Origin of the sequence: Paenibacillus sp. PL91 (assembly GCF_012935325.2) — a bacterium.
GTDB lineage: Bacteria > Bacillota > Bacilli > Paenibacillales > Paenibacillaceae > Pristimantibacillus.
The window spans coordinates 53128-69488 of record NZ_JABBYG020000019.1 but is presented as its reverse complement, the minus strand read 5'-3'; the positions used below and the strand labels follow the sequence as shown (position 1 = coordinate 69488).

Genomic DNA, 16361 nt, shown 5'->3' with positions numbered 1-16361 from the left:
GACACTTATGAAAAAGGTGAAGAACATTCTTTTGTTAATAATGTGTCTATTCCTTCTACTTTCAGGTTGTACTCATAACGGATACAAATCAATCAAGGAAGCCATTCAACACGGAGGGATAAAGTACAAACAAATTTATCATCAGCAAGTTGTGAAAAATGGCGTTGTTATTTTCTACGAAAATCCGATTGGAGGCATCGATGCAGGAATTTTATATAAGTTGAGTGATAAATATAAATGGGGCTTTGGCGGTGGTACTGTGTCTTTTCCTACCAAACAAGATGTAACTTGGGGTTGGGTTAACCTAGATTCCAATGCAAAAGATGAAGAAAAGCAGTACCAGCTTTACTACGGCATAATAAAAGAAGCGCAGATTAGCACGCTTCACATCAAGCACAAAGGCTCAGACAAATACATGGATAAAGACGCAGAAATAGTTTAATTATTCGATGGGAACAGACTATGGTTCGCTTTGCAGGATAAATACATTGGAAATTATCATCGTGGGTTCATTCTGAATGGTTTTAATAAAGATGGAAAAATGTGTTTCATTTTGAGTGATTTTAACTCACATCGTATTACGCTAACGGGAGACGATACGTCTCCAAGGGTTAGGCGAAAATCATCGTAAGAGATACAAAAAACTTAAGTTTTTTAGGGAAAGGATTTTTACTAATGAGACCTTGTATAAACTGTAGTGGAACAAACTTTGTTGAAGGTGAAATAAAAGGTGATGGAAATGTTCATCCCAAAAATAAGTTCTTAAGTCTAGGATCTCCTCTTCTCCTTACCATTTGCCTAGAATGTGGAGAGGTAAATTCAATGAGAGTAAAACACTTCGATATATTCAAGAAGTGATTACGCTAACGGGAAACGATAGTTCAACAACGAGGGGCCTGCCGCTTGGCAGCCCTTCACTAAACTAACGGGCAGGATCGTTTTAATAAATTCCCGCATTTCTCTAGGGAAGTGAACAGGTGTATAATAATGTAATTATGTAGGGGAGTAATTATAATGAGGATTATTGCTGCAACTGATTCGCACTATGAATATATTAAAAGACATGACCATCATATTCTAGAAAACTTAATCTTACCGAAAATTAGGGGGAATGAGATTTATATTCTCCAGAATGAAGAATATAGCATCGTTGGGTGGATGCGGCACAGTTATTTTTGGGACAACACTCCTTTTATGAATATGATTTGGATCGATGATACATATCGAAGTAAAGGATTAGGTAAGGAAGCAGTTCTTTTTTGGGAAGATGAAATGAAGAAGCTCGGTTTTAACTTGGTTATGACCTCTACTTTAGCTAATGAAGGGGCTCAGCATTTTTATAGAAAATTAGGTTATCGAGATTCAGGGTGTTTAATACTCGAAGACGAGCCATTGGAAATCATACTTACTAAGAGCCTGAAGTAATAGTAGCAAAGCTCGACTACGCTAACGGTAAACGATAGTTGGATAACACACTTGATGAGCAGGCGCTTCGGTGGCCTGCTCTTTTTTAAGCTAACGGGCAGGATAGTGCAATAGAAGTTAAGGTGGTTTATGATAAAAAATGAGGATTAAATTACGAGAAGGTGATTTATTGAAACCATTTCGCAAGAGAGCTAAAAAGATAAGGGTCAACGATTCTCTATTCCACTGCGTTATTAATGAAATACCTAGTAATGAATTTGTCAATTTTAAAATTTATTCATCAAATACCTCATTTTATGAAGTGGCTTTTCACATGGAAAGGAAGCTGGCATTTCAATCTTCATAGACCCAAGAACTGTAAAAGATTAATTAAGTATGCAATAGAACATGGATGGGATTTTCGCCAAGAGAAGAAAACGATGATAATCGAACAAGGTGATTTTCTTATCGATAAATTAGGATTAAGTGTATGACTTTGAATTTCATTGAACTAACGGGAAACGTTAGTTCAATGAAGGACCCTATACAACGAAGAAGGAGCTGCTGTGGCAGCTCCTTTTTACATCTTCACAAAATAATGATTTTTTAAACATATGTCTATAAAACTGTTTAATACCTCGAGGTTACTACATTTTCATTTGTTGTCATTCACTATATAACCCTTTTTTTCATGTTAAAAATAATAAGTTGCTGATTTACCCTCATTCCAAAAGGCTGCCGAGTCAATTGGCAGCCTTGCATGAGATTTGATTGTTGAACATTCGTTTGGACATTAAGACACATTTGAATGTTTTGCCCGTGTATAGCTCTCTTATTCAGATGCAAGTTCCCCCTCAAAGCAAGTTCTCTTGCTGTACCAGCGTTTCTTTCCTTCTGTTCTCCACTCCGTTTGAGTAAATCCTAAAAGTTTTAACACTCGTTTGCTAATGATTTCAGCGACAGTTTTTCCTGTAGCTTTCTTAATAATCTCAACTTAAAAGGGATAAACTCGTTGTCAATCCATTTTAGTCAACCTTATAAGGGTCTAACTTCACACAGCCGAGGTGCGTACCAGCGATCCTTCGGCCTGTGCGTCACTGCCCGTTCCAAGCAGCTTGACATGATTACACATTGTGGCATATTTTTAATAAAACCCTTAATTAAGGAGGTTATTAATTGGCTGCGAAGGACTCACTCAGCCTCATCTTCGCTGCCCTCGCCGATCCGACGCGCCGAAACATCCTGACCAGGCTGTCACAGAGGGCCGCGACAGTCAGGGAGGTCGCCGAGCCCTTCGAGATAAGCGCACCCGCGATCTCCCAGCACCTCAAAGTGCTGGAGCGAGCAGGGCTGATCGAACGCACAGCGAACGCACAGTGGCGGACCCTGTCGATGCGCACCGAGCCACTCGATGAGGCATCGGCCTGGGTCGAGAAACACCGCCGTGAGTGGAACCAGCGCATCGACGCACTGGAAGAACACCTCAAGACCATGATCAAAAAGGAGGAACAATGAACATGTCCACATCCGCACCGGAGTTCACCATCACCCGCACCCTGAATGTCCGCCGCGAGCTCGTGTGGCGCGCCTGGACCGAGAAAAAGGAACTCGCGCCCTGGTTGCCTTCGACACCTCTGGAGTCCATCTCCTTCGACGTCCGCGAAGGCGGACGCTACCGCTACACAATGGTCAACGTCGAGACCGGCGAGGAGTATCCCACCGGAGATGTGTTCCTCGATGTCGTACCTTTCGAACGGCTCGTCTTCACCTGGGGTTATCCCGATGATCCCATCGAGAATTCCCCTGTCGTGACCCTAACCCTCACCGCACAGGGCGAGTGCACCGAGATGATCTTCCACCTGCGCGGAGTGGCCGGTCACCCCGGCGATAAGTACTTTTACGACGGCTGGTCCAATGCGCTGGACGATCTGACGACGCACCTGCGCGACCAGAAGCAGTAGACGGCGAGCAAGAATAGAGAAGGAGCCTTCATGGCTCCTCTCCTCTCAAAGTCGAACAGATCCTCTCCGCAGACGGCTGCTCGCAAGATGCCTACGGCGGCATAGGCCAAGTTCCACCGACCGACTGCGGCGGAGGATGCGACGTCTTCCCTACAATGGTCCTCGTCGGCTTTGGCATCGAGTGTCCGATCGGGACGCCGGACGTCGCGGCGACGGTCGTTGCCGGCTATCGTCGGCCGTCGCCGCCAATGCAGACGTCGTCGGATCGGGTAACGATAGTTGAACGGAAAATGGAGCAGTTTGCCGCGGCAGCTGCTCCATTTATTATTAAGTTAACGTTAGTGGAATAAGGAAGCTCGGCTGAGTATGAGCTTGTTGGTTACCAGCAAGAAATTTAAATTAGGTGAAATAGAACAGATGGAGTGCGAGTCGCTGGTAGTGACGAGGTCAAGACTTCGTTCCGCGGAGGTAGGTAGTATAATAAGGGAGTAAATATTAGGGAAGAAGGAAAGGTAATGCAAAAGATATTGATCATCGATGATGAAGATGACCTTAGGAAAATGCTAGCGGATTATTTTGAAGTTAACGGGTATCTCGTATTGACCGCAAAGGACGGCAATGATGCGTTGCGGCAAGTGGAAAAACAACCAGACATTATTTTGCTGGATATCAATATGCCCGAATCTAGCGGTCTAGACGTATGCAAGAAGATCCGGAATTTTGTGTCCTGTCCCATTTTATTTCTTACCGCACGCATAGAGGATGCGGATAAAATATCCGGTTTTCAGGCTGGTGGTGATGATTATATTCAAAAGCCGTTCAGCATCCATGAGTTGGGGGCCAGAGTGGATGCCCATTTACGCAGGGAAATGCGAAATCAAAAAAAATCTACGCTTAAATTTAGCGACGATTTGGTCATTGATTACTCAGAGCGGCTGCTCTACTATAATGGCTTACAAATTTCTTTGGCGAAAAAGGAATTTGATATCGTAGAACTACTATCCAGACACCCTGGAATGATTTTTGATAAAGAACGTATTTATGAACGAGTGTGGGGAACGGACGAAGAAGGGGATAGCTCCGTCATCGCTGAGCATGTCAGGCGCATTCGGTATAAAATGAAAGAGCATAGCTGTGAAAACAGGGTAGAAACTGTTTGGGGAGTAGGATATAAATGGCGAAAATAATAAACTATCTCCGACTGAAAAATATGACTATGCTGCAATCCTTCATCGCATTAAATTGTGTATATTTAGCCATCGTTCTAACAGCCATTGTATTTGAATTCGAATGGGCCGATCGAATTCGACAACGCTTCGTCGATCATCCTTCCGGAAACGATTGGGTTTTAACTGCTCAGATTATCGCTATGCTGTTTACGATCGGAATCGGATTATTTTTAATGGCTAGCTTTTTTTATAAAATGAAATTAAAAAAGCCTCTGGAAATCTTGATAAACGCATCGGAAAAAATCTCGGCGAATGATTTGGGGTTTCATGTTTCCTATGACAGCAAGGATGAAATGAGCGAGCTTTGCCGTTCATTTGAAAAGATGCGCAGTCAACTGGAAAGCAATTTTAAAGTCCTATGGCGTACGGCCGAAGAACGGAATCAAATAAACGCTATTTTCGCTCATGACTTGAGAACGCCATTGTCTATCCTGAAAGGATATTTCGAGTTTATTACCAGCTATTTGCCACAAAAAAAAATTTCAGAGGAAAAACTTCTGGACACGATCAAAACGATGGAATCCCATATTTTGCGGATGGAGCGTTATGTAGAGGCGATGAGCTCGATTCAGAAGCTTGATGAGTTGCCGGCAAACAAACAGGAGGTTGAAGTCTACACACTCATCGCCTTACTGGAAGACAGCTCCAGACGAATTATAGACTTAAGAGGTAAAACCTACGATTCTCGCAAGGATGTGGATTCGACTAGATTGGTTGTCGACCTGGATCTCGTTATGCAGGTTTTTGAAAATATGATAGCAAATGGAGTTCGTTATGCTTCCAGTCAAGTGAAAGTCGACTATTGCGTTTGCAACGGGATTTTTTCCATAACTGTCACCGATGATGGCCCGGGGTTTTCCAATGAAGAGCTGGTGAAAGCCGTTCTCCCTTTTTATCGGGGAGAAGTGCCGGAAGCAAATAAGCATCATGGGTTAGGGCTTTACGTTTGCAAAACATTGTGCGAAAAGCACCAGGGAGGGTTACAGGTTGCAAATCATTCTAGAGGTGGTGGAAAAGTAACCGCAAGCTTTTTATGCCAAGTTGATAAATAGTTGAAAATTAAGGGTTAACATTTCCTTATCCCAATCTAAGGAGTGTTGATGAATAAAATGACTTTCACGAATAAAAGTATCGCCGTTTGTTTAATTTGCATGCTTCTAGCGGTGTGTATTTCCGTAATACCTGCTGTCGCTGTTGAAACCCGAAGTAAAACAGAGGTCTTATCCGAAATTGATAATTATGTCAAGAAAATCATGAAAGCCAACCATATTCCCGGTGCATCTCTTGCAATCGCGTATGGGGAAGATGTGTTCTATACGCAAGGCTACGGGGAATATTCCGATGGAATAAGAATATCCACTGATACAGCCTTCCCGATTGCCTCATTGAGCAAATCCATAACGGCATTGGCTATATTGCAGCTGGCGGATAAAAGCCTTATTAACCTTGACGCTCCGTATACCTCATATTTTCCCGGCATCTTGCCTGTGGACGAGCGTGTCCACCGTATCACGATCCGGCACTTGCTAAATCAAACAAGTGGTCTTACCGATAAAGTGAATCCGGACATGACGAAATCCGATCAATTCCAATCGTTGCAAGAAATCAACGCATCTATGAATACGGTAAAGCTTGCCGCCGATCCGGGAACGACTTACTACTATCACAATCCAAACTACCAATTCTTGGCGCTTCTTGTTGAGTGGATCAGCGGGCAACGTTTTTCCGAATATCTCCAAGATCATATCTTTGCGCCATTGGGGATGAATGACACCTTTAACGTCAGTACTACGCAACAAATCAATGAGAATACCGCCATTCCTCAGGGGCATTATCTGTTGTTTGGCAAGCCAATAAGAAAAACAGAACCTATATGGTTTATTGACGGTCCCGCCGGTATTATTTCAACTGCAGAAGACATGGCAAAATGGATGCTTGCTCAATATAATGGCCGTCTTCTTTCCCCAGAGCTGATGGAACAATACCATACAGCCGGCCAGATCGGCCCGTATGGAATGGGGTGGTCTGCAGAAGGGGATGAACATGAAGGCCGAACAGTTTCCCATAGCGGAATTTTCTGGACGTATAAGGCGGAAGAAACGATAGATTTGGATCAGCAGCTAGGCATCACGATGATGTTCAATTCCGGATTAAACGCTTTTGTCGATTATTCAGCTTTAGTCGACGGGATTGCAAGGATTATAAAGGGTGAAAAAGCGGATGCTACTATCTTTAACGGTAGAAACATGGAGACGTTTATGATTCTGCTGGTGATAGCGACAATTCTTTGGGGTGTATACTCACACTTTCGTATTAATAGGAGCAAAAAGAGCATCACGACCAGAAAATTTATTTCTTCATTATTGGGAAGACTGCTCCCTATCTTGATTCTTTTGATTCTGTCACCTCTAACTACATTTATCGGCGGTGCGCGAGTTTTGCCTTGGTTCGGTCTATGGACTACCATGCCTTCTCTGATTATATGGCTTATAGTATTATCGCTGGTAAATATAACGTATTTGGTATGCCGTTTTAGATTGTTGTACTCTACACAGAAGACGAGTAATTTAGAAACTGACGTCCGATGAAGTTGCGAGCCAGGAAGAGCAGTATGTGTCACACCTGATTGGGCGGGTTAAACGAATGGGAAACTATAGATTAACAATCACGAGGACGAGGTTGCCGGCATAGAACAGTAGTCTCGTTGAACTAACGGGCAGCATAACGTGATTACATATGGGTACCAGCATATTAATACAATCTGCATAATGATCTTGACTATGACGAGGATTTAAGATAGGTTAATAATTGTATGTTTTTTTAATTAGAAGGGGGATAAAGTGATGCTGGAAATTGTAGATGTTAATGTGAACCTGTCATTTAAAATGATCGTTGACATGGTTCACAAAATAACGAAGCAGCTACCGGAGCTTTATCCTTCTATATATAGATACACTTAGTGAAGACTTCTATAATCGCTTAGTTTTTTTATTGTATAGTTTGGTTAAAGTAAAACGCAAAATAAGCGCCGGTTGACTGGGGCTTTTTTGCGTTTTTCTCCGTGCTAATTGGAGAAAATAATGAAACCAAAATCAAAATATGAAAAGATTCAGCAAATAGTATCGAGCCTAAAGCAACCAGGATACAGATATCTTCAAATCACAGATGCTATTTTTAAGCAAAAAATCGGTGAATTTGAACACATGACCATGTTACCTAAGTCATTGCGTGATGAATTGATCAAGGAACTTGGAAATAATGTATCCAGCGTCACACAAGTATTAGAAAAAAAATCAAACCAGGTCAGTAAGATTCTGTTCGCAATAGCAGGTGGTGAGCGAATAGAGGCAGTTAGGTTAAGTTATAAACGTGGGTGGGAATCATATTGTATTTCCTCACAGTGTGGGTGCGGGTTTGGTTGCAGTTTTTGTGCTACAGGTACAATCGGCTTGAAAAGAAATCTTACAACCGATGAAATAACCGACCAACTTTTGCACTTTCACTTGAATGGCCATGCCTTGGACAGTGTCTCTTTTATGGGAATGGGGGAGGCGCTTGCAAACCCTCATATATTTGACGCGCTGACGATACTGACTGATCCACAAATATTTGGGTTAGGCCAACGAAGAATTACTGTTTCTACAATCGGAATACTTCCAGGAATATACAAACTGATGCAAGAATTCCCACAAGTTAACTTGACCTTTTCGCTACATTCACCATTTGAGGCTCAGAGAAGTGAACTGATGCCCATTAATAGTCGGTTCCCCCTGCATGAAGTAATGAAAGCGTTGGACAGTCATATTCAGTATACGGGGAGAAAGGTGTACATCGCTTATATACTTCTTCGGGGAATAAATGATTCAAGAGATCATGCGGAAGCTGTAGCAGATATATTGAGGGAAAGGGGGTTATGGGAGCATCTCTATCATGTTAACTTGATACCCTACAATTTGAGCGACGAGACACCGCAAAGCTATATGCAATCTGACCGGAACAGCGTCAAAATGTTCGTTCAGATATTAAAGTCAAGGGGAATCAATGTCACTGTCAGAACCCAGTTTGGATCAGATATTAATGCAGCATGTGGCCAACTTTATGGATCTGATTAAGTTGCATGAGTTGGTATAGGATAAAGACTGTATGCTTTTTTTTCACTAAATGATTAAATAATCGACTGTCAGTGAGCAGAATAAGATACAATAATTATTACGTAACGGGTACGATAGTTGAACAACGAAGGGCTACCGCGTGGTAGCCCTTCGTTACGCTAACTGGCAGGATAACGCAACTTGAAGTGATTTCGCATCGTCTAATAGAATAGACATTATCCGCTGATGATGCTAATCCTGTTTCAGGATTAATCATAAATGCAGGTTTATTACTATACCCGTTTTTATTGGTAGGAGTTAATGCTGTTGCTCAGTATTCTAAGAGGCGCGTTGCGTTAAGCTATCGAGACACGATAGTTGAACACACAAGGAGGGAGTTTGCTACGGCAGCTGCTCCCTTTCTTTATTAAGCAAACGGGCAGGGCAGGATAGAGCAATTGATCAGCGCCATGAGTCAGGAGACAAAAGCGTAGACGTTATGGACCATGCAAAGTTAAAACGGCGTATGCTGCAGGTCTCACATTGGTAACAGTACTTCCTTTCCCACTTGCGATCTTGTTCTCCATAATAAGACTAATGAAAGAATCACAATCACCAGACACATCCAGTAAACCGATCGAAATCCTGTAAACTGGGCAATGATACCACTGCCGAGCGTTCCTGCCAGCCTACCGATAGTGGATGCGTTGGTATAGAGCGTTATGGCTACACCAGGTGAATCCGCTAGTATATTCGTGAAATAGCTGAGTCCATTGCCCATCACGATCGCCACAAACGTTGCCTGCAAAAGCTGTGCTATGATCAACTGTATCGGATCATTCGATACACTCAAGATGACGAAATAAAAGACCGCGATAATATTGCCTATCATCAAGAGAGTGTGATTTGATATCCTTCTACCAAACGCTCCAAGCACCAGCATAATGGGGATTTCAAGGCCGGCACAAATTCCTACCACTAACCCGATATCCGTATGCGTTCCTTGAAGCTCATTCACAATAAAGAGCGGCGTGTTGACTAAGTTCATCGCGTTAACCATGAACAGAAGGATAAAGGCGATAAAAGGCTGCCTGATCTGCATGCTACTGAGTGACGAGGTACTCGAAACGGTTCTCTTCCTAGGATTTCTCGGATTAGCTTTCCGACTTGCGAGAAACAAGAATACTAGCGATGCAGTTGTTAGATAAATGGCGGATGTCACCAGAAAGAGACCACTATATCCAGCGGCCGCCAAAAGGAGAGTCCCTGCCAATGGTCCGATTAGGAATCCTAGAGAGATCAGAGAACGCAATGCAGACATTGCAAACGTTTTGTCGTCGGATTGGCTTGCATTGGCAGATTCTTGTGCGTAAGCATAAATTTGCGGTATGGCGGCAGCTCCGAGTCCACTTAAAATACTGACCACAATCAGCAGGATTAAGAAACTATCGAATACCAAATACGCAACATACGCCAAAGTGGATGAAAGCATCGCTGCAATCAACAGCCATTTCCGGTCCAGTCCGCTATCCGAGCGCTTGGCAATGAGAGAATTCACTGCCACACCGCTTAAAGAACTTACCGCCATGAACACGCCGAACGCTCCCGTGCTCATCCCTAATTCTGCCGTGAAATAAAGAGGTAGATATGGCATTGTAATCGATATCCCGATCCCGATCATCAGCATGCAGAGGACGAATATACGGTACCCTTTGATCTCGAACACCTTTTTTAATCTCGCATGCAACCGCTATTCCTCCTTCTATCCGTTTCATTACTTTGCCTCACTGGGAAATGAAATCGGGTTGAGGAATGGTGTCCCGAACCCGATGTGAAACTTTCTGGTACTGCCTCCAAGTCAACTGCTTCTCTGAAAAATCGATATACGATTTGATCGACCCTACCGAAGATATTTAAATATCGAGTTTACGGGTACCGATCCATTTCACCATTTCAGGATCGCGATGGGAAAAGAACAGGCTCTGTTTCGTATCTAGCGTAGTAATCGACTCCATATCCTCTTGGCTTAACTCAAAGTCAAAGATATTGAAGTTTTCGATAATTCTTTCTTTACGAATAGACTTTGGAATTACAACAACTTCCCTTTGTGATAACCAACGTAAAACCACCTGAGCAACGGATTTATTATACTTTTGAGCGATGGATACCAATGCCTCATTCTGGAACAAGTTATTTTTCCCTTCAGCAAAAGGCGCCCAGGATTCGATCTGAACATTATTCTCTTTCATGAATTTTGCATTCTCGATTTGCTGGTTGAATGGGTGCGTTTCAACCTGGTTTACGGCAGGAACTACTTCATTATGAATAATCAAATCGATCAGTCGATCCTCTTGGAAGTTACTAACGCCAATTGCACGGACCTTACCTTCACGATACAATTCCTCCATAGCACGCCAAGAACCAAACACATCTCCATATGGTTGATGAATTAAATACAAATCCAAATAATCCAATTGCAATCTTTCCAGTGAATTTTCAAATGCCTTTTTTGTGCGCTCATATCCAGTATCCTGAACCCAAAGTTTAGTAGTGATAAATAACTCCTCTCTTGCCACGCTACTACGTTTAATCGCTCTGCCAACCGCTTCTTCGTTTAGATAAGAAGCAGCGGTATCAATCAGCCGATAGCCTGCAGAAATCGCATCATAAACACTTTGTTCGCATTGATCTGCATCAGCAATTTGGAACACTCCGAAACCAAGGATTGGCATTTTTACCCCGTTGTTTAAAGTCACGTTTTGCATTTGTATTCCTCCCAATAGTAATTGATTTGTCTCTCTGAGCCACCTGGTTTGATAATACTATTCTGAACAAACTACACCATTTGAATTTATATTCTTACAGTTAACGGCTATAGTTCCTCCTTGCCAACTAAAATACTTCTTGGCTATGACTTCATTATGCAATTTTTAAAGAATGAACCGATATCAAAATTGTCTCAAATTATTGCCTAATCCTCTTGTGACCCGTTATTATTCGGAATTGGCTGTCGTATGAGTTAGGACAGTTGACATAGGAAAGGCAGCCGATCTAAGTCCGCTGCCTTTCTTCATTTGTGAAGGTGATCCCAAAGTTTATACCATGGTTCCTCATAACATTATGTGCGAACTGGTTCAGTTGACGGCGTTTTGTCCTCATATTTGTCTCTTAAATGTTTGATGTCTGTTTTTGGAGGAGAACCAAACATTCGGGCATATTCACGACTAAATTGTGAAGCACTCTCATAACCAATGCGGAATGCTACATCAGCGGCATCCGCGGATTCTGATAATAATAATCGTCGAGCTTCTTGCAATCGAAATTGTTTTTGAAATTGAATCGGACTCATTGCAGTAACATCTTTGAACACACGATGGAATGTTGATATACCCATTTTAGCCGCATCTGCAAGCTCTTCAATTCGTAGAGGCTTATCAAAATTTTTAATAATTTCTTCAATGCTTTCCTGAATACGAAACGAGCTGCTTCCTTCCAAAGCGATTTGGGCAATAGTAGAACCATACTGACTTTGGAGAAGTCTATACAGCACCTCTTTTAGATAGATCGGAGCCAAATAGGGTATTTCATTGGGGTTGTCTAATAATCGAGCTAAACGGAGAGTTGCATCTAACAATGAAAGCTCAATCTCTCCTACGAACAGAGCTCTTCTTGCGTTCTCCGACGCAGTCATTTGAAATTCTGATTCATTTAATACTTCTAAAATCTGATTCTGTGTGAATTCAAGTTTTAAACTTAGATAAGGTACAGCATTAGATGCTTTTATAATTTGTCCAATTACTGGCAGATTCATCGATGAAACAAGAAAATCCGATGGACCATACTCAAAGCGCTCTTTGGCTAGCCAAACTTCTTTTAATCCTTGTGCTATAAAGCAATATGAAGGATTGTAAACTCTGTAACCCTTCTCCGATGAATGGGAGTATCGAATAAAAAATAATGATGGAATTGTTGTTTGGCTGACTCCGTCATTAATGGTGTGACGCTCAATCAGGCTTGCGAGCTCGCTACGTTTATTCTCAGTACCTTCAGTCATATACTCCCCCTCAAACGATAGTTTATTTTGTTCAAAGTATATCGCATTTATTCTTTATTCGTAAGTAACTGCGAGAGGATTAGGCAATCATTCGAGACGATTGATATAACGTTTCTACCATGACATCGGACATAATTAAAAGAATACTTCTCTCGTGCATATTCCTGCTCAGTTCTACTGAAAAATCGAGGAGCCAAATACGGCGGAGGAAAAGCAATTGGATGAAAAATTGAATGATGAATGGGGAAAGAGGGAACTAGATTGAATCCTAAGATGATAATCAGACTGTTCATTGACGTGACGATGACTGTTCTTATGTTAGTGGCTATGGGTTACCAAATGACTGGGATTCTAGCCCACGAAGTTGTTGGTGTCATCCTGTTGGTTTTATTTATTATCCATAACATTTTGAACCGTAGGTGGTATAAGGCCCTTTTAAAGGGGAAGTTCGATCTTCGACGTATACTCAGCATCATGGTTAATTTGTTATTCCTTGTTTCAATGGCTGCAGTGTTAATCAGTTCTATACCAATTTCCCGTGAAGTTCTTACTTTAATTCCGATCAAAAATGACATGATCTTCATGCAAATCCATGTCATGACTTCATATTGGGGTTTTATTATCATGGCTGTTCATATTGGAATGTCGTGGGGGACGATAATTAATGCCATGCGAAGAATGACCGGAATAACGGGTTCAAGCACAGTCCGGACTTTCTTATTACGCATATCGGCGGTATTTATTGTTGTTTTTGGAGTTCAGACTTCGTTCGAAAGAAATCTAGGTACAAAACTCGTTGTATATGATCCATTCGGATTCTTGGGTTTCGATGAATCCTCCATTACCTTTATTATGGATTACCTTGCGATTATGGGAATTTATATCTGTGGAACACATTATGCTGTGAAGTTTATACAAAAGCAAAAACAAAATGTACAGTGACAGATATATTATTAAAGGAGGAAGTACCAATGAAAAAAGTATATGTATTATTGACTTTCTTAGCTACAGTTATCTTGTCTGGATGCGGAGAAGGAAGCAACAATCACTTTGATAACATGACTAGCGAACAATCGGAGCAAACAAAACAACCAACACAACCAACACAACCAACACAACCAGAAGAACCAGAACAAACTGTTGAAAATGGTACTGCAATTGTTAATCTACCAGATAATTATACCGATCAAATCATTTATACGACAGTTGATCGTGGGAATGCACATGAAAAGCTATACGCAAGTCCGGAAACCATTAAAGCGGTTCAAAGCGGAGAGCCAATTCCACAAGGAACTGTATTAACTCTTGAAATCTATCGAGATGAAATTTTATCGGATATTTTTGTCATGGAAAAACGCTTAGACTGGGGTGATCAACCAACCGAAGAGCAAAATGGAGATTGGCGATTCCAGGCTTACAATGCAGACCAATCATTAAATACCAAAAGGGATGTAGCAAGTTGCATATCATGCCATGCTTCTCAGGAGAGGGATGATTTCATTTATACATTCGATGAGTTGAAAGCATTCCAACTTGAGGATTTTACAGCTGCTACCGATTTAATGAATGATACTATCTTAGAGGAGTGGAAGATCAAAGCATTAACTGATTATCTGGCTAAAATACCTAACACAGAAGATCAAATGTAATAATTGCTCTATCATCGATTTTGTTACAACCCGAAATGGGAAGGAAGTTAAGGCAAGTAAATTGTTCTTGTCCGGAGATGTCGGATGAAGAACATTATCTCATGAAAAGCCGCGTTAATCGCGGTTTTTTGGTTTTATAGATTAATGTTCTTGTCAAAACCAAAAATATTATCCCTTTCCAAAGCGTTAAGCTAACGAGGAACGATAGTTGAATAATACACATGAATGAGCAGGAGCTGCGATGGTGCTCATTCATATTTAACTTAATGAATTTGAGTAGTTCATAATAAGAAGCTAACCGAAATTCTCTGAAAGAGTTGATAAAATCATGAAGACAGTAGGAACGGTAAAGAGGTATTTTCTGACTGCTGATGAAGGCGGCCAGAGTATTGTTCCAGTTGGTTACTTCTCAACACCCATTATCTTTGAAGAAGATAGGGAGTTAATAAATGGCTTATGGAGTGCAGTCCTTGAATTTCACAATTCTCCAAATATTCAATGAGATACAACTGCAGACTTGTATACACTTTTCCATGAGAAAGAAGAAGCACCAAATCATTTAATCAAACCTGGTATGAAATATGAATTAACGACAAATAGAGTGATAGCCAAAGGAAAATTGAAACATTAAAAAATTAAGGTCTTAAGGCGATGGGTTGGGTAACGATAGTTCAACATATAAGGAGCAGTTTGCTGCGGCAGCTGAGCGGTTTCTCTTTGATTCAAATGATCCTGATTTATAAAAAAGAAGGAGCACTTCGCTCCTTCTTCTTCTTTGGATATTTCCGCTACCAAGTACTAACAATATTGAACGTTTAAGCCACGTTAATACCGGAATGAGGTCTTGTTCAGATAACTTACAACTACCTCAACCTACGCCAATAACGCTATTGAGAATATGCTGAATTATTTGTGATTTATAAATTGGGTTCCCGTTTTGCAAACTCTTGTAGCATCCCTCTTATTTGTTCTACCAATAAAGCAGGCGCTTTCTTTGGGGAACCCGTGTCAAACGGAGGCTGAGGATCGTATTCCAAAATCAGCTGGACTCCTTTACTCATATCTTCTCCCAATTCCCATGCTATTAATTGAAGTGCCATATCGATACCAGAGGAGACACCGGCTGCTGTAACGATTTTGCCCTGACGAACCACTCTTTCATCTGTTGGAATTGTTCCAAGAGATTGAAGCAGGTCGAAGGATCCCCAATGACTGGTGGCTACGATTCCATTTAACAAGCCTGCGGCGCTCAAAATCAGAGAGCCGTTACAAACCGACGTGGTCCATTTCGTAGTTTCATGTATTTGGCGAATCCAATTTAACGTTTCTTCGTCATTCATTGGAGTTTTATAATTTGGCGGACTGCAACCTGGAACAACGAGAATATCAGCTGAAGTTACTTCAGAAAAACTGTAATCGGCATGCAAATAACCCATATTTGAGTCCAGTTTGATTAACCCTTTTTTCTTAGCGACAAACTTCACTTCACATTTCAGTGTAGCAGCAAATACATCGTATGGACCAATTGCATCTAATGCTGTGATTCCATCGAAAAGCATGATTACGATTTTCAAGATGATCTCTCCTTTGGAGTGGGATTCTATTCTTACAAACAAACTATAACATACACATACGGGGTATGGGTATGTCGATATTGTGAAAACACCGCTCAGCGTTCTGGTCATAAACGGAATCGCCCACAACCAGAAAGTGGCCTTTGGAAGTCATAATACGCTTACCAGTGTAAAAGCCTCATGCCGTCAACCAAGGTTAATGGAGGACCAATTTTTAAGCTTGCTATCTTATGTGGCCGAGCAAGAACGCAAAAAGAGTAAGCAAAGGCAGGCCGAAGGCATTGAAGCGGATAAGAATAACGGCGTGAAATACGGACGACGTTAGTATGAGATTAATACAGAAGCTGATATTAAGGAGACCCCCGACTTCTTAATTGACTATCTAGCAAAACAGCTGGA

16 protein-coding genes and 1 pseudogene are annotated in these 16361 nt (G+C 41.6%); 13 read left to right on the top strand and 4 right to left on the bottom strand.

Features of this window, described 5'->3' with window-relative positions; all coding sequences use genetic code 11:
• The first annotated feature begins 7 nt into the window (after nucleotides 1-7).
• The 9 genes from HI950_RS29030 (at nucleotide 8) to HI950_RS28990 (ending at nucleotide 8706) form a co-directional block, all read left to right on the top strand.
• Nucleotides 8-442: a hypothetical protein gene (locus HI950_RS29030; protein ID WP_169089070.1), complete on the top strand. Its 435-nt coding sequence runs from the start codon at nucleotides 8-10 to the stop codon at nucleotides 440-442.
• Between the two features lie 572 nt (nucleotides 443-1014).
• Complete coding sequence (locus HI950_RS29025) at nucleotides 1015-1425, top strand: GNAT family N-acetyltransferase (RefSeq protein WP_169089068.1); 411 nt, start codon at nucleotides 1015-1017, stop codon at nucleotides 1423-1425.
• Between the two features lie 1155 nt (nucleotides 1426-2580).
• On the top strand, nucleotides 2581-2919 hold the full coding sequence (locus HI950_RS29020) for an ArsR/SmtB family transcription factor (RefSeq protein ID WP_169089066.1): 339 nt from the start codon (nucleotides 2581-2583) through the stop codon (nucleotides 2917-2919).
• 2 nt (nucleotides 2920-2921) lie between these two features.
• Nucleotides 2922-3365: an SRPBCC family protein gene (locus HI950_RS29015; protein WP_169089064.1), complete on the top strand. Its 444-nt coding sequence runs from the start codon at nucleotides 2922-2924 to the stop codon at nucleotides 3363-3365.
• A gap of 155 nt (nucleotides 3366-3520) precedes the next feature.
• Nucleotides 3521-3715 (top strand): hypothetical protein, encoded by a 195-nt coding sequence (locus HI950_RS29010; RefSeq protein WP_169089062.1) that lies wholly within the window; start codon nucleotides 3521-3523, stop codon nucleotides 3713-3715.
• 165 nt (nucleotides 3716-3880) lie between these two features.
• On the top strand, nucleotides 3881-4552 hold the full coding sequence (locus tag HI950_RS29005; protein ID WP_169089060.1) for a response regulator transcription factor: 672 nt from the start codon (nucleotides 3881-3883) through the stop codon (nucleotides 4550-4552).
• The gene (locus tag HI950_RS29000; RefSeq protein ID WP_169089059.1) at nucleotides 4540-5646 is read left to right on the top strand and encodes a HAMP domain-containing sensor histidine kinase; all 1107 of its coding nucleotides are present in this window, start codon (nucleotides 4540-4542) and stop codon (nucleotides 5644-5646) included. The genes HI950_RS29005 and HI950_RS29000 overlap by 13 nt, the downstream gene beginning before the upstream one ends.
• A gap of 48 nt (nucleotides 5647-5694) precedes the next feature.
• The gene (locus HI950_RS28995) at nucleotides 5695-7182 is read left to right on the top strand and encodes a serine hydrolase domain-containing protein (RefSeq protein WP_223285574.1); all 1488 of its coding nucleotides are present in this window, start codon (nucleotides 5695-5697) and stop codon (nucleotides 7180-7182) included.
• Nucleotides 7183-7674: 492 nt separating this feature from the next.
• Nucleotides 7675-8706, top strand: a complete 1032-nt coding sequence (locus HI950_RS28990) for a Cfr family 23S rRNA (adenine(2503)-C(8))-methyltransferase (protein ID WP_169089057.1) — start codon at nucleotides 7675-7677, stop codon at nucleotides 8704-8706.
• A gap of 517 nt (nucleotides 8707-9223) precedes the next feature.
• Here the strand turns inward: HI950_RS28990 and HI950_RS28985 are convergent.
• From HI950_RS28985 to HI950_RS28975, 3 genes are all read right to left on the bottom strand, one after another.
• Nucleotides 9224-10432, bottom strand: a complete 1209-nt coding sequence (locus tag HI950_RS28985; protein WP_169089055.1) for a sugar efflux transporter — start codon at nucleotides 10430-10432, stop codon at nucleotides 9224-9226.
• Between the two features lie 166 nt (nucleotides 10433-10598).
• Complete coding sequence (locus HI950_RS28980) at nucleotides 10599-11450, bottom strand: aldo/keto reductase (RefSeq protein ID WP_169089053.1); 852 nt, start codon at nucleotides 11448-11450, stop codon at nucleotides 10599-10601.
• Between the two features lie 353 nt (nucleotides 11451-11803).
• Entirely contained in the window at nucleotides 11804-12739 is a 936-nt protein-coding gene (locus tag HI950_RS28975; RefSeq protein WP_169089051.1) for an AraC family transcriptional regulator, read from the bottom strand.
• A gap of 261 nt (nucleotides 12740-13000) precedes the next feature.
• On the opposite strand from HI950_RS28975, the gene HI950_RS28970 reads away from it, so the two are divergent.
• The 3 genes from HI950_RS28970 (at nucleotide 13001) to HI950_RS28960 (ending at nucleotide 14890) form a co-directional block, all read left to right on the top strand.
• Nucleotides 13001-13681: a DUF4405 domain-containing protein gene (locus HI950_RS28970; RefSeq protein ID WP_169089049.1), complete on the top strand. Its 681-nt coding sequence runs from the start codon at nucleotides 13001-13003 to the stop codon at nucleotides 13679-13681.
• 29 nt (nucleotides 13682-13710) lie between these two features.
• The gene (locus HI950_RS28965; protein ID WP_169089047.1) at nucleotides 13711-14388 is read left to right on the top strand and encodes a cytochrome P460 family protein; all 678 of its coding nucleotides are present in this window, start codon (nucleotides 13711-13713) and stop codon (nucleotides 14386-14388) included.
• Nucleotides 14389-14716: 328 nt separating this feature from the next.
• Nucleotides 14717-14890 carry a hypothetical protein gene (locus HI950_RS28960; RefSeq protein ID WP_169089045.1) on the top strand — a complete coding sequence of 58 codons (174 nt, stop codon included), beginning with the start codon at nucleotides 14717-14719 and terminating at the stop codon, nucleotides 14888-14890.
• Nucleotides 14891-15305: 415 nt separating this feature from the next.
• Here the strand turns inward: HI950_RS28960 and HI950_RS28955 are convergent, their stop codons facing one another.
• Nucleotides 15306-15962, bottom strand: coding sequence for a DJ-1/PfpI family protein (locus HI950_RS28955; RefSeq protein ID WP_169089043.1), 657 nt, complete (start codon nucleotides 15960-15962; stop codon nucleotides 15306-15308).
• 193 nt (nucleotides 15963-16155) lie between these two features.
• On the opposite strand from HI950_RS28955, the pseudogene HI950_RS28950 reads away from it, so the two are divergent.
• A pseudogene (locus HI950_RS28950) lies at nucleotides 16156-16281 on the top strand (recombinase family protein); the annotation flags it as partial.
• Between the last annotated feature and the right edge of the window lie 80 nt (nucleotides 16282-16361).